The following is a 25,007-nucleotide window of genomic DNA, read 5'->3' on the forward strand; positions in this document are numbered from 1 at the left end:
ACACGTGCAAACTCAGTTGTCGAATGGCTCGTTTTGCCACGTTGTCGTCGCGTAATGCAGAGTCTTGCCGCCATCCATATTCGACATGTATTGAGCCATGAAATCGGTCATGACCGGCCAGGGGTAAAAGACCCGCAGCATGTTCTTTGATTCTGCCGGACCTATTGTAGGGGTCCCGAAAGCCGGGTCCTTGCCTGTATCCGGATCCTTGCCCGTCAGCGTGATGGTCGAGCCGGAAATCGTGAAACCCGCACTGGCTGCCCCGGCAAAGGTCTTGAACGGGCGCAGATCCACCAGCAAACCGGGGCAACCCTTCGCGACAATGATCTCGAGTCTGGCGCAGACCAAGCCCTTCAGCTTCTCTTCCGTCACATCGGCTTGCCTCAACTGGCCAGTACGCAACTGACGGGCGATATCATCGGTGATGTTGGCCATCACCTCCTGTCCGGCAAATGAAACGCAGCTCTCGAGGATGGCGAAGACGAGAGCCGCAAACGGTAACGCAAGCATCGCGAATTCTATCGCCGTGCTGCCGCGCCGATCACGCAGGAAACGACGGGCAAACGTCACGCGCCCTGCCTTGGCCTTGCAGATCTCGCGTTCTGAATCCTCGTCCAAAACGTCGCCCATATCCCGTTCCTGCCGATCCTGATGCGGTACCGTCAGCACCACTATCAAGAACCCATTTAGCTCCGGTTTGAATGACCGTTAAATTCGACCAGGCGACATTAACCGGCCGCTAACCGACGCGGCTTTCTCGAGACAATCGAGCCAACTGAGGCGCTTACTGCCCAGCGCTCATCTCGGCTTCGGACGACTTTTCCGAGTCGCTCTTGTACGAGCTTTCGCAATAGGGCGTGCAGGACATGGTCTGTACCGAGGCGCGCCTGTAGATACGCACGGACGACGCGTCCTGGCGCACCACGGTCACCTGCTCGTCGACGATCGGGCTGCCATCGTGGTCGAGGACAACCAGATTGGTGACGCCGAACCCCTTGCCGGTCAGTACGATCGTCGATGCATCCTGGACGGAGGCGTCGGCAATCGCCGGATTGCCGACGACTATGGTGTCGGCGGGGCGTGTCAGTTTGACGATCTTGGCCTGATTCATCGTCACTTCGATGCCGGCTCCGGCCTTGGCCGGCAGCACAAAAGCCGGGACGGCGAGAAGCGCGACAAGCAGGAATGACGATTTCATGGCAGTCATCAAGGCGCTCCACAGCGGCAAAACTTGTTCAAAGAAACATGAAGGAGATTGGTGAACCAACGGTTAAACCCTTGACCTGCGCCGGGGTATTCGCACCAATCCTGCTGCCAGCTAATATAACAATGCATCCTGCCGATAGCCGTGAAATTACAGCTCTTCACGGGCAGGCGAGCTACTGTCCAGCGTTTAGTTTACGGTTAACCACGCAAGCTGTTCGAAGCGGGAAAGGAATCGGTAAGGCTGTTTATTAAGCCGATTGAAAGAGCTTCTCCGTAGATTGGCAGCATCCGATCAACCACCACAGAAGTTGACGGAAGTGCTGTAACACGTGGAGTAGGAGCTCTCGAATGTCTAATCTCATCGCACGTTTCGCGAAGGACGAATCCGGCGCGACCGCTATCGAATACGGTCTGATCGCCGCTCTCATCGCGCTTGCCATCATGGTTGGCGCTGGTCAGCTCGGCAATGCCCTGAACGCCAAGTTCACGACCATCGCGGATTGCGTGAACGATCCGACGAACGCTGCTTGTAAGTAATGATCTAGCATCCTGTTTCGACCGGTAGACTGGAAGGGCCGCCTCGCTGGCGGCCCTTTTGTCTTTTGAAGATCGTTTGGCTTTGGTCTTGCTGCGCCGCTTAGCGCGCTGACATTTCCCGGATTTGACCCGGATGAGCAGAACTCACCAATCCTTAACCCAAGCCGCCTAACCTGCAGCCATCGTTGCCTTTCCATGAGAGACCGATGCTCAACGCACTGATCTTCGTTGTCTTTCCGTTTTGCATGCTTTTTGCGGCGATCTCCGACGCGCTGTCGATGACAATCTCCAATCGGGTGCCGGTGCTGCTTGTGGCCGTCTTTGCCGTGGTTGCGCCACTGACGGGTATGGACTGGGCAACTTATGGCTGGCATTTCGCCGCCGGCGGCCTGGTGCTGGCCGTGACTTTCGGTCTGTTTGCGCTCGGCGGCATGGGCGGCGGCGATGCCAAGCTTTTGGCAGCCACGTCCATCTGGATGGGACTCAACATTCACCTTGTCAATTACCTCGTGGCTTCGACGTTCATCGGTGGCCTGCTGACGCTCGCCATTCTCCTCTATCGGAAATCGCCGCTGGCGACCTACACCAGTCACAATCCGGTCCTGCGCCATTTCGCCGACGAGATGAATGGCGTTCCCTATGGCATCGCACTCGGCATTGGCGGGCTGCTGACCTATCCGGATTCGCCCTTGATGGAATGGGCATTGGCAAGGTTGGCGACCTGATGTAGCGAACCTCCTCTGCCCTTCCGGCATCGATCCTGAAAAGAGGCGGCTTGGCCGCCTTTTTCATTTGTCGGAGCATGGTCGTGTAATTATGTAAACCTTGAATTAATCACGATCGTAAGCATTGTATTAACCTTGTTTTGACGATTGCCGCTGCAAAGTCCGGCCTGGCTAGGTGGTTGCCTAAAGGCGAGGGTTCGGACAGATGCCAGCATCCCGACTGATCATTCTGGGCGTGGCGGTGGCTGCGGCGGGTGGTGCAGGTTATGTTGCCAAGAATATGGTGGCGGTCCCGCCCCAGCAGGTCGTCGTCGATGCCCCGCAGGCACCGGCCATCGCCTTGCAGGATGTGCTCGTGCTTTCCGGCGACGTGCCGATGGGAAGCCCGCTTGAGAACAATCTCAGCTGGGAGTCCTGGCCGTCCGATGGCATCAATGCGAATTTCATCACCCGTGCCGCCGAACCCGAAGCGCGGGAGAAGCTGAAGGGCTCCGTCGCCCGCATGGCGATGTACACCGGTGAGCCGCTGCGGCGCTCCAAGCTGATCGGCGAGGGGCAGAGCTTCATGTCTTCGATCCTGCCCACCGGCATGCGTGCCGTCGCCACCGCGATCTCGGCCGACACGTCGGCAGGCGGCTTTATCCTGCCTAACGATTTTGTCGACGTCATCATGACCCGCAGATCCGACACCGGCAACGCCGGTAGCGGATTCACCACCGAGACCATCCTCAAGAACATCCGCGTCCTGGCGATCGATCAGACCATCCAGGAGGACGAGGAAGGCAAGAAGACCAGGGTCGGACAGACGGCGACGCTGGAGCTGACGCCGCAGCAGGCCGAGATCATCACCGTCGCCCAGCAGATGGCCGATCGCCTGACGCTGGCGCTGCGCTCGATCACCGACAACAAGGAAAAGGGTACCGATGAAGCCGACTACCTCGTTTCCGGCAATGGGCGGCGCGGAACGGTGCGGTTGATCAAATCGGGCGAAGTTTCCGAAGTAGGGGCAAGGAAATGAGGTTAGTCGCTAGACTGCCGGTCACCACGGCTGCGGCCATCGGCCTGCTTTTTCTCGGAGCCCATGCAAGTGGCCTTGTCGACGCCAAGGCCGCCGGAAAGAGCGTCGGGGTCACGGCCTCGTCGGCCACGCAACGTGTCAAGCTTGGCCTCAACAAATCGGTGGTCATCGATCTGCCGAGCGACGCCTACGACATCCTGGTCGCCAACCCCGCGGTCGCCGATGCGGTGACCCGCACCGCAAGGCGGATCTATCTGTTCGGCAAGTCGGTGGGCGAAACCAACATCTTCGTCTTCGGTCCCAATGGCGAGCAGATCGCCAGCCTGGATCTGGCCGTCGAACGCGACGTCGCCGGATTGGAAGATTATCTCAAGCGCTTCCTTCCGAATGCCGAGATCAAGGTCGAGTTGCTGAACGACAACGTCGTCCTGACCGGGACGGTGGACACGCCGCTCGATGCCAAGCGCGCCGTCGATCTGGCAACCATCTTCGTGTCCGGCGGTGAAGCGACGACCGGTCAGTATTCGCAGACCGCGGCAGGCGGCAATGCCAATGGCGGCGTCGACATCAACAATCCGGATGCCGAACGCCGGGTCTCGAAGATCGTCAACCTGCTGCAGATCATCGGCGACGACCAGGTGACGCTGAAGGTGACCGTGGCCGAAGTCAGCCGCTCGGTGATGAAGCAGCTCGGCGTCAACATGGTTGGCAAAGGCAGCTCCAACGGCATCAGCTTCAATGCGACCAGTGACACCTTCCCCGGCCTAGGCAAGCCGTTGTCGAGTTCGGGGGTCAATTTCGCCACCTCTGCTCTGCAGGGCTACATCACTGCGATGGAGCAGTCCGGCGTCATGAAAACGCTGGCCGAGCCTACTTTGACGGCCGTCTCCGGTGAGAAGGCGACCTTCAAGGTCGGCGGCGAGTACAATATGGTCAGCGCCGTTACAAATGCCAAGTCGGATGCCAATCAGAATGCCGACAGGGTTTGGACGGCTCAGAAAATCGAATACGGCATCGGCCTGGAATTTCAGCCTGTGGTGCTGTCGCCCGGTCGCATCAGCCTGAAGGTCAGGACGTCGGTTTCCGAACCGACCACCGAAGGCGCGGTCTCTTTCGGAGACACCAACGTCATATCGCTGCGCAAACGTTTGGCCGACACGACCGTGGAACTGCCTTCGGGTGGATCGATGATGATAGCCGGCCTCGTCCGCGACGACGTCAGGCAGGCGGTAAACGGCTTGCCCGGACTGACCAAGATCCCGGTGCTCGGCACGCTGTTCCGCAGCCGCGATTTCGTCCGCAACGAAAGCGAGTTGGTCATCATCATCACGCCTTATCTGGCGCGGCCGGTGGCGCGCAACGACCTGGCCAAGCCGGATGACAATTTCAACGCCGCCGGCGATGGCCCGGCCATGTTCCTTGGCCGCGTCAACCGCGTCTACGGCACCATGCAGACAGACAAGCCCAACGGCCGCTACCACGGCGTTGTCGGCTTCATCTACAAGTAAGCGGGGAGCGGACATGTCTCAGTCAGCATCGAAGGCAGTGGCGGTCGCCGCGACAGTGCGGTCCGGCCGTGCCCGGATCAGCCGATCGGCAATGCCGATCCTGGCGATCGCGATCGCCGCCTCGCTCGCCGGTTGCGCCAAGCGCGACAGCATCACGGTTGGGGCGATTCCCGATGATTATCGCACCACGCATCCGATCGTGATTGCCGAGAAGAACCAGAAGCTGGACCTCCCGGTCGGCGCCGGCGATCGCGGCATGACCGGCTCGCAGCGCGACACGCTTCTGGGCTTCCTTGACGGCTACGACAGGAGCGCTGCCCCGGCGCTGACGATCGCAATCCCGATCGGCTCGGCCAATCAGGTGGCGGCGACTGCCGCGGCGCGCGATTTCGCCAGGCTGGCGGTTGCCGGCGGCATCAAGCGAAACCGGATCGTGGTGACCTCCTACCAGTCGGTTTCCCCGGAAGCCTCGGCGCCTATCCGCGTTTCCTATATTTCGGTGAGAGCCCAGACCGACAAATGCGGGCGCTGGCCCGAAGACATCCTCGCAACCTCCGAAAACAAGCACTACGCCGATTACGGCTGCTCCTCTCAAAACAACCTCGCTGCGCAACTCGCCAATCCGGCCGATCTGCTCGGGCCAAGAAAGTCGTCCGATATCGACGCCGAGAACCGCGGCGCGGTGATCGACGTCTATCGCGGCAGAGGTATTTCGGACGAGTTCCTCGGCAGTTCGGAAGTGACGTATTAGGAGCGCCGGTCCCGCGTAGAGACCGGAAAGAGAAGTCACGGAAAAGAGCATGACGATGAGCAATCTTGCCTACGACACGCCCGGAGACGGCGGCGACAGCTCGCAATCGGACGTTGCAGCGATGCAGGCGCTGCGGCCGGTGCCGCGTATTTCTATTCAGGCATTTTGCGAGACGGAAGGTGTCGCGCATCCGGTGGAGCGGGCAGGCGAGGATCGCCGCATGGCTAAGGCGCATCTGAAAGTGCATATGGGCGGCATCGCCACGGCGATCGAATTCTATCAATCGGCGCCGACGCCGAACCTCATCCTGCTGGAATCGCGCAGCGAACCGAAGCAATTGCTGGAGCAGCTTGCCCAGCTTTCAGAATATTGCGATCCCTCCTCCAAAGTCGTGGTGATCGGCCACTACAACGATGTCGGTCTCTACCGCGAACTCATTCGCTTCGGTATTTCCGAATATGTCATCGCGCCGGTGTCGATGGCCGATATCGTCTCCGTGGTTTCATCGATCTTCGTCGATCCGGAAGCCGAGCCGATCGGCCGCTCGATCGCCTTCATCGGCGCCAAGGGCGGCGTCGGCTCCTCGACCATCGCCCACAATGTAGCGTGGGCGATGTCATCGCTGTTCAAGTCGGAAGTGGTCGTCGCCGATCTCGACCTGGCTTTCGGGACGGCCAACATAAATTTCGACCAGGACCCTGCGCAAGGCATCGCCGAAGCCGTGTTTTCGCCCGAACGAGTTGACGAGGTCTATCTCGACCGGCTGCTTGCCCAGTGCGCCGAACATCTGTCGCTGCTCGCCGCGCCCTCCACCCTCGAACGTGTCTATGATTTCGATCCCGATGCCTTCACGCAACTCATCGACACCGCGCAGCGCAGTGTGCCGCTGCTGGTGCTCGACGTTCCTCATGTCTGGACTGGCTGGACCAAGAACACACTGATCAAGGCTGACGAGATCGTCATCACGGCGACGCCGGAACTGGCCAATCTGCGCAACACCAAGAATCTGGTCGATATGCTGACGCGGCTTCGCCCGAACGATCCGCCGCCGAAACTGATCATCAACCAGGCCGGCGTACCGAAGCGACCCGAGATATCCGCTTCCGACTTCGCCGAACCGCTCAGCCTCACGCCGATGTCGGTCATCGCCTTCGACCCGTTGTTGTTTGGAAATGCCGCCAACAACGGCCGCATGCTGGGCGAGATGGATGCCAGGAGCCCGGTCGTCGGCATGATCAACGAAATCGCGCATGTCCTGACCGGTCGCAGCGAAATCAAGGCCAGGAAGAAGGCAGGCCTTGGCGGCCTGCTCGGCAAGCTCTCGCGTAACAAGAAATGACGCTCCCCTCCAAATCAAGAAGTAGAGCATGATGTCGTCCGAAAACCGCTTCGGCATCATGTTCTGGACGGAATTGGTAGTCGATCATGTTTGGTAAAAGAGGCTCCGACGACGGCGGCCGGTTCACCCCGGAGTTCCGTCAGCCAGCACCGGCGCCAGCGGCGCCGGCCACTGCAACGCCTGCGGACATGGCGGTACTTGCCCGGCCCGCGGCAGCGCCGCCTGGAGCGCCGGGAACCCCGCCAACTCGCCGTGCCGTTGAGGCGCCATCGATGGCGCCGGAGCCGCCAAAAAAGATCCAGCGCGAAAAAAGTGAAACCTACTACGACACCAAGAGCCAGGTCTTCTCCGCGCTCATCGACACCATTGACCTGTCGCAACTCGCCAAGCTCGATCCCGAGAGCGCGCGCGAGGAAATCCGCGACATCGTCAACGACATCATCGCCATCAAAAATTTCGCAATGTCGATCGCCGAGCAGGAAGAGTTGCTCGAGGACATCTGCAACGATGTGCTGGGCTACGGCCCGCTGGAGCCGCTGCTCGCCCGCGACGATATCGCCGACATCATGGTCAACGGCTCCAAGAACGTCTACATCGAAGTCAATGGCAAGGTCGAACAGACCGGCATCCGCTTCCGCGACAATCAGCAGCTGCTCAACATCTGCCAGCGCATCGTCAGCCAGGTTGGCCGCCGCGTCGACGAATCGAGTCCGATCTGCGACGCCCGCCTACCCGACGGCTCCCGCGTCAACGTCATCGCCCCGCCGCTCTCCATCGACGGCACCGCGCTCACCATCCGCAAGTTCAAGAAGGACAAGCTGACGCTCGATCAGCTGGTCAAGTTCGGCGCCATCTCGCCGCAGGGCGCCGAGATCCTCAAGATCATCGGCCGCGTCCGCTGCAACATCGTCATCTCCGGCGGTACCGGCTCCGGCAAGACGACGCTGCTCAACTGCCTGACCAACTATATCGACCGCGAAGAACGCGTCATCACCTGCGAAGACTCGGCCGAACTGCAACTGCAGCAGCCGCACGTGGTGCGTCTCGAAACCCGCCCGCCCAATCTCGAGGGCGAAGGCGAGGTGACAATGCGCGACCTGGTCAAGAACTGCCTGCGCATGCGGCCCGAACGCATCATCGTCGGCGAAGTGCGCGGACCGGAGGTTTTCGACCTGCTGCAGGCGATGAACACCGGCCATGATGGGTCGATGGGAACGATCCACTCCAACAGCCCGCGCGAATGCCTGAACCGTATCGAATCGATGATCGCCATGGGCGGCTATTCGCTGCCGCAGAAGACCGTGCGTGAAATCGTCGTCGGCTCCATCGATGTCATCATCCAGGCAGCACGCCTTCGCGACGGCTCGCGCCGCATCACCCACATCACCGAGGTGATCGGCATGGAAGGCGACGTCATCATCACGCAGGATATCGTGCTCTACAACATCAAGGGCGAGGACTCGAATGGAAGGCTGCTTGGCGAGCACGTGTCGACCGGCATCGGCCGTCCGCATTTCTGGGATCGCGCCCGCTACTATGGCGAGGAACAGCGCCTCGCCAATGCGCTGGAATCGATGGAGAAACGCGCTGACTGACGCATATCGAGGTTGGAAGCAATTCCAGGAAAAGTGTGAAGCGGCTTTCCCGGGAAAAGCGCGTAGCGCTTTCCCTTGGGAATTGCGTCAAAACAAAGCGATAGCGCATATCGCCGTTTCCTTGAAACGGCGATATGCGCTGGGGACCGAGGTCGATGTTCGGAATTGACACCACCGTACTGGCGTTCATCGTGCTCGCCGGCTTCAGCGCCGGTGCGGTCGCCTATGCCTTCCTGTTCACCAAGATGAGCAACGAGAAGCAGGCCGGCAAGCGGCTCGAGACGATCAAGGCCGCCGAGACCGATCGTTCGGTCGTCAAGGCTTCGCGCGACCGTGTCGCGGAGGCGGTCAAGCGGCGTAAATCTGTCCAGGACACGCTGAAACAGCTCGACGAAAAGCAGAAAACCAACGAACTCGCCGTCAAGAAGCCGCCGTTAAAGGCCCAGATTCGTCAGGCCGGCATGCAGGTCTCGATCGAGCGTTTCTATATCTACTCCGTCATTTGCGGCATCGCGCTGACGGTGCTTGCCTATCTCGCCGGCGCGCCGCTTCTGGTCCTGCCGGGCGCGCTGCTGGCGGGGGCGCTCGGCCTGCCGCGCTGGTTCGTCTCGTTTCGCCGCGCGCGCCGGGTCAAGGCGTTCCTCAACGAATTTCCCAACGCCCTCGACATCATCGTGCGCGCCGTCAAATCCGGCCTGCCGCTCAACGACGCCATTCGCCTGATCGCCAGTGAATCGCCGGAGCCGGTCAAGACCGAGTTCCGCCGGATCGTCGATTCACAGCAGATTGGCATGTCCATCCCCGATGCCACCTTGCGCATGGCTGAAACCATGCCGTGCAGCGAGGCAAGCTTCTTCGGCATCGTTATCCAGATCCAGTCACAGGCCGGCGGTAATCTCTCCGAGGCGCTTGGCAACCTGTCGCGCGTGCTTCGCGATCGCAAGAAGATGAAGGCCAAGGTCCAGGCGCTTTCCATGGAAGCCAAGGCGTCGGCCGTCATCATCGGCGCGCTGCCTTTTGTCGTCGCCCTTCTCGTCTATCTGTCGAGCCCGAACTACATCATGCCGCTGTTCACCACCAGCACCGGCAATCTGATCCTCGGCTGTTCCGGCGTCTGGATGTCCATCGGCATTCTGGTGATGCGCAAGATGATGAACTTTGAAGTTTAGGCCGACCTTGGAAAGCTCGAAACGAAAAGACTGAAAACGAATGACCGACCAAGTCGTAAAATCGCTGACCGATCCTGCCTTCCTGATAGCGTTGCTGGTTGGCATTGCGGTGTTCGCGACCGTCTTCACGGTGCTGCCGGCCCTTGGTGGCAATCAGCTCAAGACGCGCATGAGATCGGTGGCGCTGGAGCGTGACGAATTGCGCGCCAAGCAGCGCGCGCGGCTTGCCAATGAAGCCGATCGTCGCCGCAAGGGGCTGCGCGAAGAGCAGTCGATCGGCATGCGCAACATCGTCGACAGGCTGGACCTGCGGCGTGCGTTGGCCGATGAAGGCACGTTGCAGAAGCTCAAGGTGGCGGGCTTTCGTGGCCAGAACCCGCTGACGCGCTTCCTGTTCTTCCGCCTGATCCTGCCTTTTGTCGGTTTCGCGCTGGCAGCGATCTATCTGTTCGTGCTCGGCGGACTGCCGGACCGGCCGGCCTTCGTGAAACTGTTCGTCTGCATCCTTGTCGCCTACGCGGGTTTCTACGCGCCGATCCTTTACGTCAACAATCGTGCCGCCAAGCGCAAGCAGTCGATCCAGGCGGCGTGGCCGGATGCGCTGGACCTGATGCTGATCTGCGTCGAATCGGGCATGTCGGTCGAGGCTGCCTTGCGCAAGGTCTCCGAGGAGATCGGTTCGCAGTCCGTGGCGCTGGCGGAGGAATTCGTGCTGACCAACGCCGAACTCTCTTATCTGCAGGAGCGCAGGCAGGCTTATGAAAACCTCTCGGCTCGTACCGGCCTGGAATCGGTGAAGTCAGTGTCCCAGGCGCTGGTCCAGGCCGAACGCTACGGCACCCCCGTGGCGCACGCATTGCGCGTGCTGGCCTCGGAAAGCCGCGACATGCGCATGAATGCCGCCGAGAAGAAGGCCGCCGCCCTGCCGCCGAAGCTTACCGTGCCGATGATCCTGTTCTTCCTGCCGGTTTTGTTCGCCATCATTCTGGGCCCAGCCGGCATTCAGGTCAGTCAGCGCGGCATCTTCGGCGACCAGCACAATTCCTCAAGCCAGTAGGCCTCGTTGCAGCCGTACAAAAGAGCCGCACTGCCAATGCAGTGCGGCTCTTGGTTTTCAGCGTTGATGCGTGGACGGATTTGCGCTGTGCGGAGCCGGCGCCCATGCGGCGCTCAGTTGGTCGCCGGCTTTGCCTTGTCCTGATCCTTGAGTTGGCTCCAGGCGTTCTGCTGGGCAAGCATCTGGCGAAGATAGGCTACATTGGCTTGCGCCTGTTCGGGCGAAAGCTCCTGCGAGGCGATCTTCTCGGCCTCGTCGAAGCGGCCCTGCAGTCCCACGACCAGCGCAAGGTTCTGGCGCACCCGGCTGTCGGCATTCGGTTGCTGGGCTGCCGAGCGCATATAGGTCTCGGCGGTGCGCAGATCGCCTTCCAGCACATAGGACATGCCGAGATTGGAAAGGATCGAGGGTTCGTTCGGCTTGAGGTCCAGCGCCTTGCGGTAGTTCTGGCGCGCTTCATCCTTCTGGCCAAGCTGGTCGAGAATGGCGGCCTCGGCCGACATCAGCCGCCAGTCCGGATATTCCGGTGTCTGCGCCCGGCGCACGGCGTCGAGCGCCGGCTCGAACTGGCCGTTGGCGGCCAGCGCCTTGCCGTAGGCGGCAAGCACGTCGCGGTCCTTGGGGTAGGCGATCGCCAGCTTGCGCATCACGGCAAGCGACTGGTCGGCATCGCCGTCCATCTGGAGCGCCGCCGCAAAATTTGTCGCCAGCCGCTTGTCGTTGGGGTTCTTTGCGTAGGATTCGCCCAGCCGCCCGGTCGCCCCGTGCAACTCGCTGGCCGACATGGTTTCCAGCGGTTTGCCGCTGGTGCGCCCGATCGAGCCGGTCGTGAGCTTGCTGGTTCCGCACCCGGCAACACCGGCCGCCAGCGCCATCAGCAGTGCCGTGGTGACCAACCGTTTGCCCGTGACGTTCATCCTGCGGTTGGTGGGCATCGGCACGGGGCTCTCCATTCCTGCGCGTGGCCATTCACGTAGCCATCTTCATCCCCGCAGAAATATTCTGTTAACCCTAACGGACAGTTAAAAAGTGAGCCGTCGGATCCGTGAACGGCCCGCCGGAAGCCTTTGGCCTGGCAGTCCCATGCCGGCCCCTGTGCATAGATGTTGAAATCATCCGACGTCCCTGTCACTTGACTGAGGACGACCTGCAAGCCTCCCGGAGACCATCGAATGCCCGTCGAACTCATCGAGACACTAGACACTGCCCTGCCGGTCCACCTGGTCGCGAGCGATGGACTGGAGGCCTTGGGGCTTTCGCCTTCCATGACCGCATGGGCGGCCGCCAACGGCTTTTCCGGCGAAGCCGGTAGGACGCTCGCCGTCCCCGGCGACAACGGGTCCCTTGCCGGCGCCTTGTTCGGCGTCGGTGATGGCGAGGGCGCGCTGGCCGTCGGCATGCTGGCGAGAGCCTTGCCGGAAGGCGACTGGCATTTTGCCGCCGCTCCAGCCGAGCCGGAACTCGCGGCCATAGGCTTGGTGCTCGGCGGTTACGTCTTCACTCGCTACGGAAAGAAATCAGGCAAGACGCTGCGTTTTGCGCTGCCGCTCGGCGTAGATGCAGGACGTGTCCGGCGCATCGCCGACGGCGTCTTCCTGGCGCGCGACCTCGTCAACACGCCGACCAGCGACATGGGACCGGACGAGTTGGAGAAGGCCGTGCGGACCCTGGCGGCCACTCACGAGGCCGAGGTATCGGTGATCAAGGGGGATGATCTCCTGAAGCAGAATTTCCCGATGATCCATGCGGTCGGCCGGGCCTCGGTCGGAGTGCCGCGCCTGATCGATATGGTTTGGGGACCGGAAGGCGCGCCGAAGGTGACGCTGGTCGGCAAGGGTGTCTGTTTCGACACTGGCGGCCTCGACATCAAGCCGTCCTCGGGCATGCTCTTGATGAAGAAGGATATGGGCGGCGCCGCCAATGTGCTGGGCCTGGCCTCGATGATCATGGCTGCCGGGCTGAAGGTGCGGCTGCGCGTCCTGATCCCGGCGGTCGAGAATTCGATTGCCGGCAACGCTTTCCGGCCTGGAGATGTACTGACCAGCCGCAAGGGCATTACCGTCGAGATCGGCAACACCGACGCCGAAGGGCGGTTGGTGCTGGCCGACGCGCTGGCGCTGGCCGATGACGAGGAGCCGGAACTGCTGATCGACATGGCGACGCTGACCGGGGCAGCGCGTGTCGCGCTCGGGCCCGATCTGCCGCCTTTCTACACTGGCGACGAAGCGCTGGCGTCCGAACTGGCTGCGGCCTCCATGGCCGTCGAGGATCCGTTGTGGCGCATGCCGTTGTGGCGGCCCTATGACGCCAGGCTGGCGTCGAAGATCGCCGACATCAACAACGTCACCACCGACGGCTTCGCCGGTTCGGTCACCGCGGCGCTTTTCCTCAAGCGCTTTGTCGAACGGACAACGGGCTGGGCGCACTTCGACATCTTCGCCTGGAACCCGTCCGATCGCCCCTACGGACCCGCCGGCGGCGAGGCGCAAGGCATCCGTGCACTGGAGCGGGTCATTTCGAGGCGCTATGCCTGACGCCTTGAGACGGCCACCAATACTGAAACGGAACCGAAACAATTTGCCGTCATGCTCGGGCGATGTCGATTTCGATGCGTCCGAGCCAGGCGATGCGGCTGTGGCAGCAGGTGATGCTGTCGCAGGTGCGCGCCGGCGCGCCAGATCTCACCATGCGCCAGACGGCGATCCTGTTCACCATCTATCTCGACCCGCCGCCGCACACGGTGCGCGGTCTGGCAGCCCGCCTCAATGTCACCAAGCCGGTCATCACCCGCGCCCTCGACACTATGGGTGCGCTGAAACTGGTGTCGCGCCATCGCGACGAGCTCGACAAGCGCAATGTGCTGATCCGGCGCACGGTCGAAGGCGCGCTCTTTGTCGAGCGCTTCGGGGATGGTATCGTTGCCAGGGCTCATGAACTGCCCATCTGATCAATCCATGAACTAGACGAGTACCGATTTGACTGCCAGGGACGCCCGCCTCCACGCCTTCCGTTCCGACCTCGCCGATGCCAGGCTGAAAGGGGAGGTGTCGGCCGATCGCTTCGTCACCGGCCGTCCGGCCCGGATCACAGCCTCCGTGGCTGACGTGCGCAAGGCACCGCGCCCGGATGCCGGCGTCAACACGCAGGTACTGCTCGGCGACGATGTGCTTGTCTTCGAGGAAGCCGAGGGATGGGCCTGGGTCCAGGCCGAACGCGACGGCTATGTCGGCTATGTCGGCGCCACCATGCTGGGTCCCCGCGAGCATGCGCCCACTCATATTATCGCGGCGCCGCGCACCTTCCTCTATCCCGGCCCGGATCTGCGCTTCCCGATCAGCGGCCAATTTTCGATGGGTTCGACGGTGACGGTAACCGGTGCTGCCGAAACGCGCGGCACGCATTATGCGCTGTTGCCTTCCGGCGAGGCGCTGATTGCCGGCCATGTTCGCCCGATCAGTGATATCGCCGCCGACTATGTCTCAGTGGCCGAGATGTTTCTCGGCACGCCCTATCTCTGGGGCGGCACCTCCGGCTTCGGCATTGACTGTTCGGGCCTCGTGCAACTGGCGATGCGCATGGCCGGCCGCAATGTGCTGCGCGATTCCGACATGCAGGCGGCAGGCCTCGGCGAGCCGCTCGATCCGGGATTCGATTATGCCGGACTGAAACGCGGCGACCTGGTGTTCTGGAAGGGCCATGTCGCGATCATGACCGACGCCGAGACCATGATCCACGCCAACGGCCACACCATGCTGGTCTCGCGCGAAGGGCTGAAGGAGGCGATCGGCCGGATTGGGTATCTCTATGGCGGGCCGACGGGCTTTCGGCGGCCGTAGCGCCTCTTCCTTCGCTCCCGTTCACGGGGAGAAGGTGCCCGAACGGCGGATGAGGGGCGGCGCCAGCGATTGAAAGCTCGCGCTGCGCCTCACGTGCCTGCCGGCATCCTCTCCCGTACGGGGTGAGGATAACTCACCCGATCACCTTTTGTTCCGATTTTCCTTGGCGATCGCGCGCCGTCGCGCTACCTCTTTCGCGTGACCGAGCAGCCGCGCCTTGCCAAACAAAATGCCGCCGTCCTTCTGCCCGAGCCATTCATCAGATGGTTTGGCGAAAAAGGCTGGTCGCCGCGCGCTCACCAGATCGAGCTGCTGGCGAAGGCTCAAGCCGGGCAATCGGTGCTCTTGATCGCACCGACCGGCGCCGGCAAGACACTGGCCGGCTTCTTGCCATCGTTGACCGAACTGGCCAACCGCCCCAGACGCAAAGCCGGTATGGCACGGCGCGGCATCCATACGCTCTACATCTCGCCGCTGAAGGCGCTGGCCGTCGACATCGAGCGCAACCTCGGCAAGCCGGTGGAGGAGATCGGCCTGCCCGTCACCATCGAGACGCGCACCGGCGACACCCCTTCGCACAAGCGGCAGCGCCAGAAACTGGCGCCGCCCGACATCCTTTTGACCACGCCCGAGCAATTGGCGCTGCTGATCGCGGCCGGCGATGCCGGGCGCTTCTTCGAGGATCTGCGCTATGTCGTGCTCGACGAGTTGCATTCGCTGGTGACATCGAAACGCGGCCATCTGCTGGCGCTCGGGCTGGCGCGGCTGCGCAGCATCGTGCCCGGCCTGCAGACGATCGGTCTGTCGGCAACGGTGGCCGAGCCCGACGAGTTGCGGCGCTGGCTGGTGAGCCAGAATCCGCCCAAAGGCCTGGCAAGTCCCGATATGTCTGAGCTCATCGTCGTAACCGGCGGCGCGAAGCCCGAAATCTCGATCCTCGATTCGGAAGAGCGCGTGCCATGGGCCGGCCATTCGGCGCGCTATGCGACGCCGGAAATCTACCGCGAGATCAAGCGCCACAAGACCACCCTGCTGTTCGTCAACACCCGCAGCCAGGCCGAGCTGCTGTTTCAGGAATTGTGGCGGGTCAACGAGGATACCTTGCCGATCGCGCTGCATCACGGCTCGCTCGATGTCGCCCAGCGCCGACGCGTCGAGAAGGCGATGGGGGAAAACGCGCTCCGTGCCATCGTCGCCACCTCGACGCTCGACCTTGGCATCGATTGGGGCGATGTCGATCTGGTCGTCCATGTCGGCGCGCCCAAGGGCGCGAGCCGGCTGGCGCAGCGCATCGGCCGCGCCAATCACCGCATGGACGAACCGTCGAAGGCGATCCTGATCCCGGCCAATCGTTTCGAGGTGCTGGAGTGCCGGGCAGCGCTGGACGCCAACTATCTGGGCGCCCAGGATACGCCGCCGCTGGTCAATGGCGGGCTCGATGTGCTGGCCCAGCATGTGCTGGGCTGCGCCTGCGGAGCGCCGTTTCGCGCCGACGATCTCTACGAGGAAGTGCTGACAGCAGCGCCCTATGCCAGCCTCGACCGGCCGACATTCGACCGCGTCATTGATTTCGTCGCCACCGGCGGCTACGCACTGAAGAACTACGAGCGCTACGCCCGCATCCGCCTCAACAAGGACGGCATGTGGCGGGTCTCCAATCCCCGCGTCGCGCAGCAATATCGGCTGAACGTCGGCACCATCATCGAGGTGCCGGCGCTCAATGTGCGTTACGTCAAGGCCGGCAGCAAAGGCTCGGCTTCGCACGGCGGCCGGGTTCTGGGCAAGATCGAGGAGGCCTTCCTCGAAACGCTGACGCATGGCGACACCTTCATGTTTGCCGGCAAAGTCCTGCGCTTCGAAGGCATCCGCGAGAACGAATGCTTCGTCTCGAATGCGCCGGGAAGCGACGCCAAGGTGCCTTATTATGGCGGCGGCAAATTTCCGCTTTCGACCTACCTCGCCGAGCAGGTGCGCGCCATGCTGGACGACCCGCAGCGCTGGAAGAAGCTGCCCGAGCAGGTGTCGGATTGGCTGCGTTACCAGGCCGACAAATCGGTATTGCCCAAACGCGACGACCTCTTGATCGAGACCTTTCCGCGCGGCAACCGTCACTATCTCGTCGCCTATCCATTCGAGGGCAGGCTGGCCCACCAGACGCTCGGCATGCTGCTCACCCGCCGGCTCGACAGGGCCGGCGCCAGGCCGCTCGGCTTCGTCGCCACCGACTATGCCCTGGCCATATGGTCGCTGGGCGATATGGGCGCGATGTTCAAATCGCGGAAACCTTCGCTTGGCGCGCTGTTCGACCAGGACATGCTGGGCGACGACCTCGAGGCTTGGCTGGCCGACAGCTGGCTGCTCAAGCGCACCTTCCGCAACTGCGCGCTGATTTCAGGCCTGATCGAGAAGCGCCACCCGGGACAGGAGAAAAGCGGCCGTCAGGTCACCGTCTCGACCGATCTGATCTATGACGTGCTGCGCAGCCATGAACCCGACCACATCCTGCTGCAGGCGACGCGCGCCGACGCGGCGACCGGTCTGCTCGATGTCAGCAGACTTGCCGACATGCTCTCGCGTATCCAGGGTCGAATCGTGCATAAGGCACTCGAACAGATATCGCCGCTGGCCGTGCCGATCATGCTCGAAATCGGCAAGATGCCGGTGAACGGCGAGGCCGACGAAACGCTGCTGATGGATGCCGCGACTTTGGTCGAGGAAGCCATGGGTCCTAGGATGGTTGAGGAATGAATTTTTCGCTGGCGCGGGCATCGCTGATCGCCGAGGCCGACTTTGTCGGCATCGCGGGCGAGCGCGCGGTCTGTGATTCGCGCGGCGTGCTCTATTTCCCCGATCTGAGGCTGCTCGCGGTCTCCGACCTGCATCTGGAAAAGGGCTCGTCCTTCGCCAGGCGCGGCGCACTGATCCCGCCCTACGATACCGACGCCACTCTGCTCCGGCTGCAGGCGGTAATCGCGGACTACCAGCCGGCCATCGTCATCAGCCTGGGCGACTCCTTCCACGACGGCGGCGGCGCCGAGCGCATGCATCAAACCTTCCGCGATCGGCTGGAAGTATTGATGGCCGGCCGCGACTGGTTCTGGGTCGCCGGCAACCATGACCCGGAAGCGCCGGCGGATTTGCCCGGCGAGACGGTGCGCGAACTCGCCATCGGCTCGCTGCTGTTCCGCCACGAGCCGTCGAAGATAAGAATCGAGGGCGAAGTTGCCGGCCATCTTCACCCTTGCGCCCGCATCGTCCAGCAGGGCCGCTCGGTGCGGCGGCGCTGCTTTGCCGGCGATGGCGGCCGCATGATCATGCCGGCCTTCGGCGCTTATACCGGCTCGCTCAACGTGCTCGACCGCGCCTATGCCGGCCTGTTCCGCCGCGAGACGTTGATAGCTTATATGATGGGCGCCGCGCGCATCTTCGCCATTTCCGGTTCGATGCTGCGGCCGGGCTGAGTTTCTACGGTATAAGCACGGTTGCGCCTGTCGTCTGCCGTGCTTCGAGCCGGCGGTGCGCCTCCGCCACTTCGGCAAGCGGCATGCTTGTGTGCACCGGGATTTTCACTGCGCCGCTGAGGACGACGCTGAACAGATCCTCGCTCATGGCGACGACGTCCTCACGCCTGGCGAGATGATGGAACAGCAACTGCCAGGTGGCGAACAGCGAACCCTTTTGCATCAAAAGCATGATGTCGAATGGCGGGATCGACCCCGACGCTGTGCCGTAGCTGACGAAGGTGCCGAACGGCCGCAGGCAGTCGAGCGAGGCCGGGAAGGTCGCGTTGCCGACGCCGTCATAGACGGCGTGGCAGCCCTCGCCGTTGGTGACCTCTTTCACCCGTGCGGCGAAATTCTCTTTGCTGTAGTCGATGACATGGTCGCAGCCATTGGCGCGCGCAAGTTCGGCCTTTTCGGGTGAACCGACCGTGGCGATGACGATGGCGCCGAGATGCTTTGCCCATTGCGTCAGGATGAGGCCAACGCCGCCCGCTGCGGCATGCACCAGAATTGTATGGCCCGCCTCGACGCGAAACGTTCGACGCAGCAGATATTGCGCCGTCAGCCCCTTCAGCATCATGGCCGCGCCCGTCTCGAAATCGATGGCGTCGGGCAGATGCACGACGAAATGCGCCGGCACGATGCGTTCTTCGGCATAGGCGCCGAGGGTCTCGACATAGGCGACTCGGTCGCCAGGCGCGAAGCCGCTGACGCCTTCACCGACGGCGACGATTTCGCCGGCGCCTTCATTGCCGGGAATGAATGGCAGAGCGGGCGGCGCGTATTCGCCGGTGCGAAAATAGATGTCGACGAAGTTGAGACCGACCGCCCGGTTGCGCACGCGCACCTCGCCCGGTCCGGGCTGGCCGATGTCGACATCTTCGTAGGCGAGCACATCTGGCCCGCCATGGCGGCGGACACGGATCGCTTTCATGGTTTTCTCCCCTGCGCTGTTCTCTTGAGTGTGAGATAGCGCGTGGCGAGATATCATTGTAGACTGATACCTATGACATCAGAGTTCAAACAAAATGATATCTGAACAGATCGGCCTCGACCTTCTCCGCACCTATGTCGCGGTCTGCCGGCAAGGTAGCCTGAGCAGGGTCGCCGCGCAGACCGGCAAGACCCAATCGGCGATGAGCATGCAGATGCGTCGGCTCGAGGGCCTGCTCCAGCGGCATCTGTTCCAGCGCACCGGCCGCGGCGTTGTGCCGACTGCGGAAGGCGAGCTCTTTCTGGGATACGCGACCCGCATCCTCGCTCTCGGCGATGAAGCGGTGGCGCGTCTGCAGCAGGCTAGCATTGGCGGCGGCGTGCGTATTGGTCTTGCCGAAGAGGTCACCACGGCCGCGCTTTCGGCCGCGCTTGGGCGGCTGCATCGCACCTATCCCGACATCAGCCTCGACGCGATGGTCGAGCACAGCGTCGCGCTGGGACGGCTGTGGAGCGAGGATGCGCTGGATGTCATGATTGCCCCGACATCCGTCGTCGCGGCCGATGCCGTGACGACATGGAACGTCGAACTGCAGTGGGTCTGCGCCCAGGACTATGTGCTGGACCATGACCGGCCACTCGATCTCGCCGCCTTCGGCGCAACCTGCCCTTGGCGCAGGCGGATGATCGAGGCGCTGGTCGCCGCCGGTCGGGAGCACCGGATCGTCCTGTCGTGCCAGAGCGTCACCGGCCTTCAGGCCGTGATCGAGAACGGACTGGGCGTTGGACTGCTTCCGCCCGAATCCGTGCGTACCGCTTCGATGCGGGTGCTGAAGACGTCAGCCGGCCTGCCCGAGCCGCTCACGGTCCAATACGGCCTTTACGCGCACGACCGCAGGACAGCTGTAATCGATGCCGCGATCGAAATCCTGCTTAAGGATTTGCCGGCGGCGCCACGAGCACGGGCCGCCTGACGGCGGGACGCTCTACCGGCCGTAATAGAGGGTGACGGTGTGCTTGGCCTCGGCGAAGAACAGCCAGCGCTCGACCAGCATGCCGGCGAACTGGACGATTGCCGCAAGCACCGACAGCACCGCTGCGAATGGCCAGGGCAAAGCGAATAAGACAGAAAGCAGCAGCAGGGCAGGCAAGGCGAAAGCCAGCAACTGCGTGATCAGCCGCAGCTTTGCGCCATGTTTGCGCGCGATCCGAAAACCCATTTCCTTGAGCAGGTAGTTCTCCTCGGTGTGCGGCCATTCCAGCGAGCGCACTGTGCCGCCAGTGAGCCCTGTCGCCGTGTTGGCGGTGGTCGCGATCTCCAGCGCGTCATTGTATCGCCACGTCGCCAGCTTCCAGCCCCAGCCGAGCAAGGTCAGCAGCAGGGCGGCTACCGCAACGGCGGTCGGGCTGATGGCGAAAGCCTGCAGCAGCGCGTTCAACAGCACGCTGCCGGTCATCGCCGAAAAGATGAGATAGCCCGGCAGCGTATACGGGCTATGCCACTGCGCGATCGGCTTCAGCGAGGCATAGATCATGCCGGTGGTGCAGACGGTGACGATTGCGCCGATAGTTGCGAGAAACCCGGCGATGGCCATCCAGCCTCCGGTGTGGCCGAAGAACACCCAGCCGATGCCGAACAACCCGGCCGGAATGAAGGTTGCCACCGAAGCCGCGCCTTCGCGCGACAGCCACGAACTGCGCCATTGCGAGAAGGCGCGCCATGCGCGTTCGGGGCGGCCGAGATGGACGGTCGAAGACAAAAGGCCGGCAGCAATCAGCCCAAGCGCCAGCCCCATTCCGATAAGGCCAAGCCAGAAATCGGCCGGGATGAAGCCCAGCCCGCCCAGCACGCCAAGCAGCGCCAGCAGTCCGTAGCCCGCTCCTGTAGCAGTGGTGAAGAAAACGACCGAGGCGGCAGGATGCATGGATATCAGTTCGAAAGCATGCGGTCGACCCAGCCGAGGAAACCGCCTTCGGCCCTGACCGGGTCGAGCCTTGCCGCCGGCACCGATGCGGCACGCCGGGCGCGCGGCGGCAGGTACTTGTTGGTCGGCTTGTAACCCATCTCCGGCATCAGGTCGACGCCGCCACGCTCCGCCACCAGTTGCGATACCGCCGAGGTGGGATCGCCGAGGTCGCCGAAATGCCGGGCGCTGGTCGGGCAGGCGGCAACGCAGGCCGGCACGCGGTCTTCCTCGGCCAGATTGTCGTTGTAGATACGGTCGACGCACAGCGTGCATTTCTTCATCACGCCGACGTCGGTATCGAATTCGCGCGCGCCATAGGGGCAGGCCCAACTGCACAGTTTGCAGCCGATGCATTTGCTTTCGTCGATCAGCACGATGCCGTCCGACGCCCGCTTGTAGGACGCGCCGGTCGGGCAGACAGTGACGCAGGCAGGCGTCTCGCAATGCAGGCAGGAGCGCGGAAAGTTGACCGTGCGCCCGCCCGCCTCGGTCGTGTGCTCGTAGCTGTGCACGCGGTTGAACCAGACGCCGTCGACACGGCCGCCATAGGGGTCGATGTCGGTCAGTGGCGCCATGTGGCCGCCGGTGTTCCACTCCTTGCAGGCGGTGACGCAGGCCTGGCAGCCGACGCAGGTGTCGAGGTCGATGACTAGGCCAAGCTTCTTGTCTGTATGGGCGGGAAGGCAGGTCATTCCACGGCTTCCCTATGGACGCGGAACTCGGCGCCGAAGCGAAGGATGTCGGGCGAAGGCTCGACATTTGGCGGCTGGCTGAAACGCTCGAATTGCGGTTCGGTGAAGCCGGCTTCCTCATCAGAGCATTTGACAATGCGTACCCTGAGGTCGAACCACGCCGCCTGGCCGGTCACCGGATCGGAATTCGAATAGCGTTTGCCTTTCGCGTCAGCCGATGTCTGGTCGCCGATAATGTGGTTGAGCAGGAAGCCGCGGTTGGTCTCGGCAGCGTTGTCCTTCAGACCCCAGGCGCCGCGCCTTTTGCCGATGGCGTTCCAGGTCCAGACCGTATCCGCATTGACGCCGTCGACCAGCTTGATCTGCCCCTTAACCCTACCGTTGATGCTTTCGATCCACACCCAGTCGTCGTCGACAAGACTGAGATCTGCCGCGGTCTTGTGGTGCACGAACAGGCGGTTCTGACTGGTGATTTGCCGCAGCCACGCATTCTGCGAGCCCCAGGAATGATACATGTGCATAGGCCGCTGCGTCAGCGCATGCAGCGGGTATTTATGCGGATCGACGGCGGCCTCTTCGAACGGGGTAAACCAGAACGGCAGCGGATCCATATAGGTCTCGATGCGCCGGCGTTCGCTCTCGGGCGGCTGGACGCGACCATGACCGCGCGCGGCGAGGCGAAAGCGCTGCATCGGTTCGCAATAGAGCTGGAACACGATCGGCTCGGCCTTGGGGATGAACCCCATCTGCTCTGCGAAGTCGAGATAGGAGCGGTTGGCCATCTTGTAATAGCGCTGGTCCTCAGCAAAATCCTGGTGCCAGAAGCCGCCATTGCCGATGTAGCGCTGCAACTGGTCGGGATTGACTTCGCCCTTGCCGACGGAAGTGCCGTCCTTGCCGCGCCAGCCGGCCAGCGGGCCGATGCCCGGCGTGCGTTCGTGATTGACGATGTAGTCGGCATAGTCGGCATATCTGGCCGAGCCATCGTCCTCGACGAAGCCGGGCAGGCCAAGCCGAGCGCCAAGTTCGATCAGCACCGATTGGAACGGCCTGACATCTCGGTCCGGTTCGACCACCGGATGGCGGATCGCGTCGCCCGGCCCGTCGGCATGGCTGATCGGCCGGTCGAGCAGGCTGATGCAGTCGTGACGTTCGAGATAGGTGGTGTCGGGCAGCACCAGGTCGGCGAACGGCACCGTCTCGGAATAATAGGCGTCGGAATAGATGATGAAGGGGATCTTGTAGTTACCCGCTTCGTCATGGTCGGTGAGCATGGCAATGGTCTCGACGGTGTTCATCGAGGAATTCCACGCCATGTTCGACATGTACATCATCAGCGTGTCGATTGGGTACGGGTCACCGGCCCACGCATTGCGGATGACCGTATGCATCAGCCCATGCGCGGCGAGCGGCGCATCCCAGGAATAAGCCTTGTCGATGCGCAAAGGCGTGCCGGCCTCGTCGACCAGGAGATCGTCCGGCCCGCAGACGAAGCCGAGCGGCATGCCGTCGAGCGGCGTCATCGGCCTGACCACCTTGCCGGCCGGCTTCGGTCCCGGCGGCGCCGAGCGCGGGTAGGGGGGCTTGAAACGGAAGCCGCCGGGCACGTCCACCGTGCCGAGCAGCACCTGCAGCAGGTGGATGGCACGGCAGGAGTGAAAGCCGTTGGAGTGGGCCGAGATGCCGCGCATGGCATGCATCGACACCGGCCGTCCCTTGATCGTCTCGTGCCGCCGTCCGGCCCAGTCGGTCCACGCAACCGGCAGTTCGATCGTCTGTTCGAAGGCGACGTGGGCGAGTTCGGCAGCGATCCGGCGGATGGTGTCGGCCGGAATGCCGCATCGTGCCGCGACCGCATCGGGTGCGTAGCTGTCGTCCATGTAGCGGTCGGCGATAAGCAGGAACACCGGCACGCAACGGCGGCCGGCGAACGTGAAGCTGCCGGTCAGCGCCGGTTTCGCATCCGCATCGGCTGCGTTGACGGTTGTCTTCGCCACTCTGTCCCAGGCGAGAAGATTGTTGTCGCTGTCGCGCAGGAACAGCCCGTCGTCCGCCGCACCCGGCTCCTGGACGACCAGCACATGGGCGTTGGTGTAGCGCAGCAAATAATCGAGATCGACGCGGCCTGCCTTCAGCAGTTCATGGATTAGGGCGAAGACGAAGAGGCCGTCGGTGCCGGGCCGGATCCCGATCCAGTCGTCGGCAATGGCGTTGTAGCCGGTGCGACAGGGGTTGATCGACACCACCTTGGCGCCGCGCGCCTTGAGTTTACCCAACCCGATCTTGATCGGGTTGGAATCATGGTCCTCGGCGACGCCGAACAGCATGAAGTATTTCGTATTGTCCCAGTCCGGCTCGCCGAACTCCCAGAACGAGCCGCCGATCGTGTAGAGCCCGCCGGCCGCCATGTTGACCGAGCAGAAGCCGCCATGGGCGGCGAAGTTCGGCGTGCCGAACTGGCTCGCCCACCAGCCGGTCAGCGACTGCGACTGGTCGCGCCCGGTGAAGAAGGCGAGCTTTTTCGGATCGGCCCGGCGGATATTCGATAGCCGCCCGGTCGCAATCGAAAACGCTTCCTCCCACTCGATCTCGCGGAACTCGCCCGAGCCGCGCAGGCCGCTGCGCAACAGCGGCTTCTTCAGCCGCGCCGGGCTGTAGTGCTGCATGATGCCGGAGCTGCCCTTGCCGCAGATTACGCCGCGGTTAACCGGATGGTCCTTGTTGCCGTTGATGTAGCGCACCTTGCCGTCCTTGATGTGGACGTCGATGCCGCACCGGCAGGCGCACATATAACAGGTGGTCTTGGCGATGCTGTCGGAGATAGCGGGCGAGGTGTCGACGCCGTCGCCTTCATCAGGCGCGCGTGTATCGCCAAGCGGCCGTTGCGACGGTGCGGAATTGGCTCCGCGCGGCGCAGCTGGGTTCATGATGCCGGCGTGCTTTTGCTACCTGCGAATTTGGCCCGCGTCTTCGGTCCGGGGCCACGCATATAGTGTTCTTCAGGATGATATCGATCGCCGGCCAGCCGCCGCCTGAGGCCACGGGTCCAATGCGCAAACAGGGATCTGAACCGCCCGATCATTTTGTTGGCCGCGACTTGTTGGCGAATTTTTTCTAACTTCGACTGAAAAAGTAGAATAAAGCTATCGATCCGTCTAATCAGTTGTTCTT

23 protein-coding genes are annotated in these 25,007 nt (G+C 62.7%); 15 read left to right on the forward strand and 8 right to left on the reverse strand.

Features of this window, described 5'->3' with window-relative positions; all coding sequences use genetic code 11:
* Positions 1–12: 12 nt before the first annotated feature.
* Together NLY44_RS26355 and NLY44_RS26360 are read right to left on the reverse strand one after the other, a co-directional pair.
* Positions 13–630: a TadE/TadG family type IV pilus assembly protein gene (locus tag NLY44_RS26355; RefSeq protein WP_050587055.1), complete on the reverse strand. Its 618-nt coding sequence runs from the start codon at positions 628–630 to the stop codon at positions 13–15.
* 154 nt (positions 631–784) lie between these two features.
* Positions 785–1,207, reverse strand: coding sequence for a pilus assembly protein N-terminal domain-containing protein (locus NLY44_RS26360; protein WP_023681988.1), 423 nt, complete (start codon positions 1,205–1,207; stop codon positions 785–787).
* 347 nt (positions 1,208–1,554) lie between these two features.
* Between NLY44_RS26360 and NLY44_RS26365 the strand changes: the two genes are divergently transcribed.
* From NLY44_RS26365 to NLY44_RS26405, 9 genes are all read left to right on the forward strand, one after another.
* Positions 1,555–1,743, forward strand: coding sequence for a Flp family type IVb pilin (locus NLY44_RS26365; protein WP_023692564.1), 189 nt, complete (start codon positions 1,555–1,557; stop codon positions 1,741–1,743).
* Positions 1,744–1,949: 206 nt separating this feature from the next.
* Positions 1,950–2,468, forward strand: coding sequence for an A24 family peptidase (locus NLY44_RS26370; protein WP_023688722.1), 519 nt, complete (start codon positions 1,950–1,952; stop codon positions 2,466–2,468).
* 205 nt (positions 2,469–2,673) lie between these two features.
* On the forward strand, positions 2,674–3,486 hold the full coding sequence (cpaB, locus tag NLY44_RS26375; RefSeq protein WP_023688721.1) for a Flp pilus assembly protein CpaB: 813 nt from the start codon (positions 2,674–2,676) through the stop codon (positions 3,484–3,486).
* Positions 3,483–4,994 carry a type II and III secretion system protein family protein gene (locus NLY44_RS26380; RefSeq protein ID WP_023732428.1) on the forward strand — a complete coding sequence of 504 codons (1,512 nt, stop codon included), beginning with the start codon at positions 3,483–3,485 and terminating at the stop codon, positions 4,992–4,994. The genes cpaB and NLY44_RS26380 overlap by 4 nt, the downstream gene beginning before the upstream one ends.
* Before the next feature lie 13 nt (positions 4,995–5,007).
* Positions 5,008–5,745: a CpaD family pilus assembly protein gene (locus NLY44_RS26385; protein ID WP_023806289.1), complete on the forward strand. Its 738-nt coding sequence runs from the start codon at positions 5,008–5,010 to the stop codon at positions 5,743–5,745.
* A 55-nt stretch (positions 5,746–5,800) separates the two neighbouring features.
* On the forward strand, positions 5,801–7,084 hold the full coding sequence (locus tag NLY44_RS26390) for a CpaE/TadZ family protein (RefSeq protein ID WP_023806288.1): 1,284 nt from the start codon (positions 5,801–5,803) through the stop codon (positions 7,082–7,084).
* 86 nt (positions 7,085–7,170) lie between these two features.
* Entirely contained in the window at positions 7,171–8,679 is a 1,509-nt protein-coding gene (locus NLY44_RS26395) for a TadA family conjugal transfer-associated ATPase (protein ID WP_023688717.1), read from the forward strand.
* Between the two features lie 155 nt (positions 8,680–8,834).
* Positions 8,835–9,848 (forward strand): type II secretion system F family protein, encoded by a 1,014-nt coding sequence (locus NLY44_RS26400; RefSeq protein WP_023669592.1) that lies wholly within the window; start codon positions 8,835–8,837, stop codon positions 9,846–9,848.
* Between the two features lie 40 nt (positions 9,849–9,888).
* Positions 9,889–10,905: a type II secretion system F family protein gene (locus NLY44_RS26405; protein WP_023688716.1), complete on the forward strand. Its 1,017-nt coding sequence runs from the start codon at positions 9,889–9,891 to the stop codon at positions 10,903–10,905.
* A 113-nt stretch (positions 10,906–11,018) separates the two neighbouring features.
* On the opposite strand, the gene NLY44_RS26410 is transcribed toward NLY44_RS26405, so the two are convergent.
* Complete coding sequence (locus NLY44_RS26410) at positions 11,019–11,840, reverse strand: tetratricopeptide repeat protein (protein ID WP_023669594.1); 822 nt, start codon at positions 11,838–11,840, stop codon at positions 11,019–11,021.
* Positions 11,841–12,077: 237 nt separating this feature from the next.
* On the opposite strand from NLY44_RS26410, the gene NLY44_RS26415 reads away from it, so the two are divergent.
* The 3 genes from NLY44_RS26415 to NLY44_RS26425 all read left to right on the forward strand — a co-directional run bounded on the left by NLY44_RS26415 (position 12,078) and on the right by NLY44_RS26425 (position 14,741).
* On the forward strand, positions 12,078–13,439 hold the full coding sequence (locus tag NLY44_RS26415) for a leucyl aminopeptidase family protein (protein ID WP_023806287.1): 1,362 nt from the start codon (positions 12,078–12,080) through the stop codon (positions 13,437–13,439).
* Positions 13,440–13,501: 62 nt separating this feature from the next.
* A complete protein-coding gene (locus NLY44_RS26420) occupies positions 13,502–13,852 on the forward strand; it encodes a MarR family winged helix-turn-helix transcriptional regulator (RefSeq protein WP_023669596.1) in 351 nt (116 codons plus the stop codon).
* 28 nt (positions 13,853–13,880) lie between these two features.
* On the forward strand, positions 13,881–14,741 hold the full coding sequence (locus tag NLY44_RS26425) for a C40 family peptidase (RefSeq protein ID WP_023806286.1): 861 nt from the start codon (positions 13,881–13,883) through the stop codon (positions 14,739–14,741).
* 141 nt (positions 14,742–14,882) lie between these two features.
* Here the strand turns inward: NLY44_RS26425 and NLY44_RS26430 are convergent, their stop codons facing one another.
* Positions 14,883–15,077 carry a hypothetical protein gene (locus tag NLY44_RS26430; RefSeq protein WP_245260071.1) on the reverse strand — a complete coding sequence of 65 codons (195 nt, stop codon included), beginning with the start codon at positions 15,075–15,077 and terminating at the stop codon, positions 14,883–14,885.
* Between NLY44_RS26430 and NLY44_RS26435 the strand changes: the two genes are divergently transcribed.
* Together NLY44_RS26435 and pdeM are read left to right on the forward strand one after the other, a co-directional pair.
* Positions 14,985–17,489, forward strand: coding sequence for a ligase-associated DNA damage response DEXH box helicase (locus tag NLY44_RS26435; protein ID WP_245263856.1), 2,505 nt, complete (start codon positions 14,985–14,987; stop codon positions 17,487–17,489). The genes NLY44_RS26430 and NLY44_RS26435 overlap by 93 nt on opposite strands.
* Entirely contained in the window at positions 17,486–18,202 is a 717-nt protein-coding gene (pdeM, locus tag NLY44_RS26440; protein ID WP_023806284.1) for a ligase-associated DNA damage response endonuclease PdeM, read from the forward strand. The genes NLY44_RS26435 and pdeM overlap by 4 nt, the downstream gene beginning before the upstream one ends.
* Before the next feature lie 4 nt (positions 18,203–18,206).
* On the opposite strand, the gene NLY44_RS26445 is transcribed toward pdeM, so the two are convergent.
* Positions 18,207–19,178, reverse strand: a complete 972-nt coding sequence (locus NLY44_RS26445) for a quinone oxidoreductase family protein (protein WP_023806283.1) — start codon at positions 19,176–19,178, stop codon at positions 18,207–18,209.
* 94 nt (positions 19,179–19,272) lie between these two features.
* Between NLY44_RS26445 and NLY44_RS26450 the strand changes: the two genes are divergently transcribed.
* Positions 19,273–20,151, forward strand: a complete 879-nt coding sequence (locus NLY44_RS26450; RefSeq protein ID WP_023699491.1) for a LysR substrate-binding domain-containing protein — start codon at positions 19,273–19,275, stop codon at positions 20,149–20,151.
* A 12-nt stretch (positions 20,152–20,163) separates the two neighbouring features.
* On the opposite strand, the gene NLY44_RS26455 is transcribed toward NLY44_RS26450, so the two are convergent.
* From NLY44_RS26455 to NLY44_RS26465, 3 genes are read right to left on the reverse strand one after another with little or no spacing between them, the layout of a single operon-like run.
* Positions 20,164–21,102 carry a dimethyl sulfoxide reductase anchor subunit family protein gene (locus NLY44_RS26455; protein ID WP_023806282.1) on the reverse strand — a complete coding sequence of 313 codons (939 nt, stop codon included), beginning with the start codon at positions 21,100–21,102 and terminating at the stop codon, positions 20,164–20,166.
* A gap of 5 nt (positions 21,103–21,107) precedes the next feature.
* Positions 21,108–21,836, reverse strand: coding sequence for a 4Fe-4S dicluster domain-containing protein (locus NLY44_RS26460; RefSeq protein ID WP_023806281.1), 729 nt, complete (start codon positions 21,834–21,836; stop codon positions 21,108–21,110).
* Positions 21,833–24,763: a molybdopterin oxidoreductase family protein gene (locus NLY44_RS26465; RefSeq protein ID WP_023806280.1), complete on the reverse strand. Its 2,931-nt coding sequence runs from the start codon at positions 24,761–24,763 to the stop codon at positions 21,833–21,835. Before NLY44_RS26465 ends, NLY44_RS26460 begins: the two co-directional genes overlap by 4 nt.
* Positions 24,764–25,007: the final 244 nt, after the last annotated feature.

Source organism: Mesorhizobium sp. C089B (genome assembly GCF_030323125.1).
GTDB lineage: Bacteria > Pseudomonadota > Alphaproteobacteria > Rhizobiales > Rhizobiaceae > Mesorhizobium.

What these genes read in the sequence shown, in the direction of transcription:
- NLY44_RS26465 (WP_023806280.1), bottom strand. Translation starts at nt 24,763, where the DNA reads ATGAACCCAGCTGCGCCGCGCGGAGCCAATTCCGCACCGTCGCAACGG.
- NLY44_RS26420 (WP_023669596.1), top strand. Translation starts at nt 13,502, where the DNA reads ATGTCGATTTCGATGCGTCCGAGCCAGGCGATGCGGCTGTGGCAGCAG.
- NLY44_RS26410 (WP_023669594.1), bottom strand. Translation starts at nt 11,840, where the DNA reads ATGCCCACCAACCGCAGGATGAACGTCACGGGCAAACGGTTGGTCACC.
- NLY44_RS26415 (WP_023806287.1), top strand. Translation starts at nt 12,078, where the DNA reads ATGCCCGTCGAACTCATCGAGACACTAGACACTGCCCTGCCGGTCCAC.
- NLY44_RS26370 (WP_023688722.1), top strand. Translation starts at nt 1,950, where the DNA reads ATGCTCAACGCACTGATCTTCGTTGTCTTTCCGTTTTGCATGCTTTTT.
- NLY44_RS26405 (WP_023688716.1), top strand. Translation starts at nt 9,889, where the DNA reads ATGACCGACCAAGTCGTAAAATCGCTGACCGATCCTGCCTTCCTGATA.
- NLY44_RS26460 (WP_023806281.1), bottom strand. Translation starts at nt 21,836, where the DNA reads ATGACCTGCCTTCCCGCCCATACAGACAAGAAGCTTGGCCTAGTCATC.
- NLY44_RS26380 (WP_023732428.1), top strand. Translation starts at nt 3,483, where the DNA reads ATGAGGTTAGTCGCTAGACTGCCGGTCACCACGGCTGCGGCCATCGGC.
- NLY44_RS26365 (WP_023692564.1), top strand. Translation starts at nt 1,555, where the DNA reads ATGTCTAATCTCATCGCACGTTTCGCGAAGGACGAATCCGGCGCGACC.
- NLY44_RS26450 (WP_023699491.1), top strand. Translation starts at nt 19,273, where the DNA reads ATGATATCTGAACAGATCGGCCTCGACCTTCTCCGCACCTATGTCGCG.
- NLY44_RS26445 (WP_023806283.1), bottom strand. Translation starts at nt 19,178, where the DNA reads ATGAAAGCGATCCGTGTCCGCCGCCATGGCGGGCCAGATGTGCTCGCC.
- cpaB (WP_023688721.1), top strand. Translation starts at nt 2,674, where the DNA reads ATGCCAGCATCCCGACTGATCATTCTGGGCGTGGCGGTGGCTGCGGCG.
- NLY44_RS26390 (WP_023806288.1), top strand. Translation starts at nt 5,801, where the DNA reads ATGAGCAATCTTGCCTACGACACGCCCGGAGACGGCGGCGACAGCTCG.
- NLY44_RS26400 (WP_023669592.1), top strand. Translation starts at nt 8,835, where the DNA reads ATGTTCGGAATTGACACCACCGTACTGGCGTTCATCGTGCTCGCCGGC.
- pdeM (WP_023806284.1), top strand. Translation starts at nt 17,486, where the DNA reads ATGAATTTTTCGCTGGCGCGGGCATCGCTGATCGCCGAGGCCGACTTT.
- NLY44_RS26360 (WP_023681988.1), bottom strand. Translation starts at nt 1,207, where the DNA reads ATGACTGCCATGAAATCGTCATTCCTGCTTGTCGCGCTTCTCGCCGTC.
- NLY44_RS26355 (WP_050587055.1), bottom strand. Translation starts at nt 630, where the DNA reads ATGGGCGACGTTTTGGACGAGGATTCAGAACGCGAGATCTGCAAGGCC.
- NLY44_RS26395 (WP_023688717.1), top strand. Translation starts at nt 7,171, where the DNA reads ATGTTTGGTAAAAGAGGCTCCGACGACGGCGGCCGGTTCACCCCGGAG.
- NLY44_RS26385 (WP_023806289.1), top strand. Translation starts at nt 5,008, where the DNA reads ATGTCTCAGTCAGCATCGAAGGCAGTGGCGGTCGCCGCGACAGTGCGG.
- NLY44_RS26455 (WP_023806282.1), bottom strand. Translation starts at nt 21,102, where the DNA reads ATGCATCCTGCCGCCTCGGTCGTTTTCTTCACCACTGCTACAGGAGCG.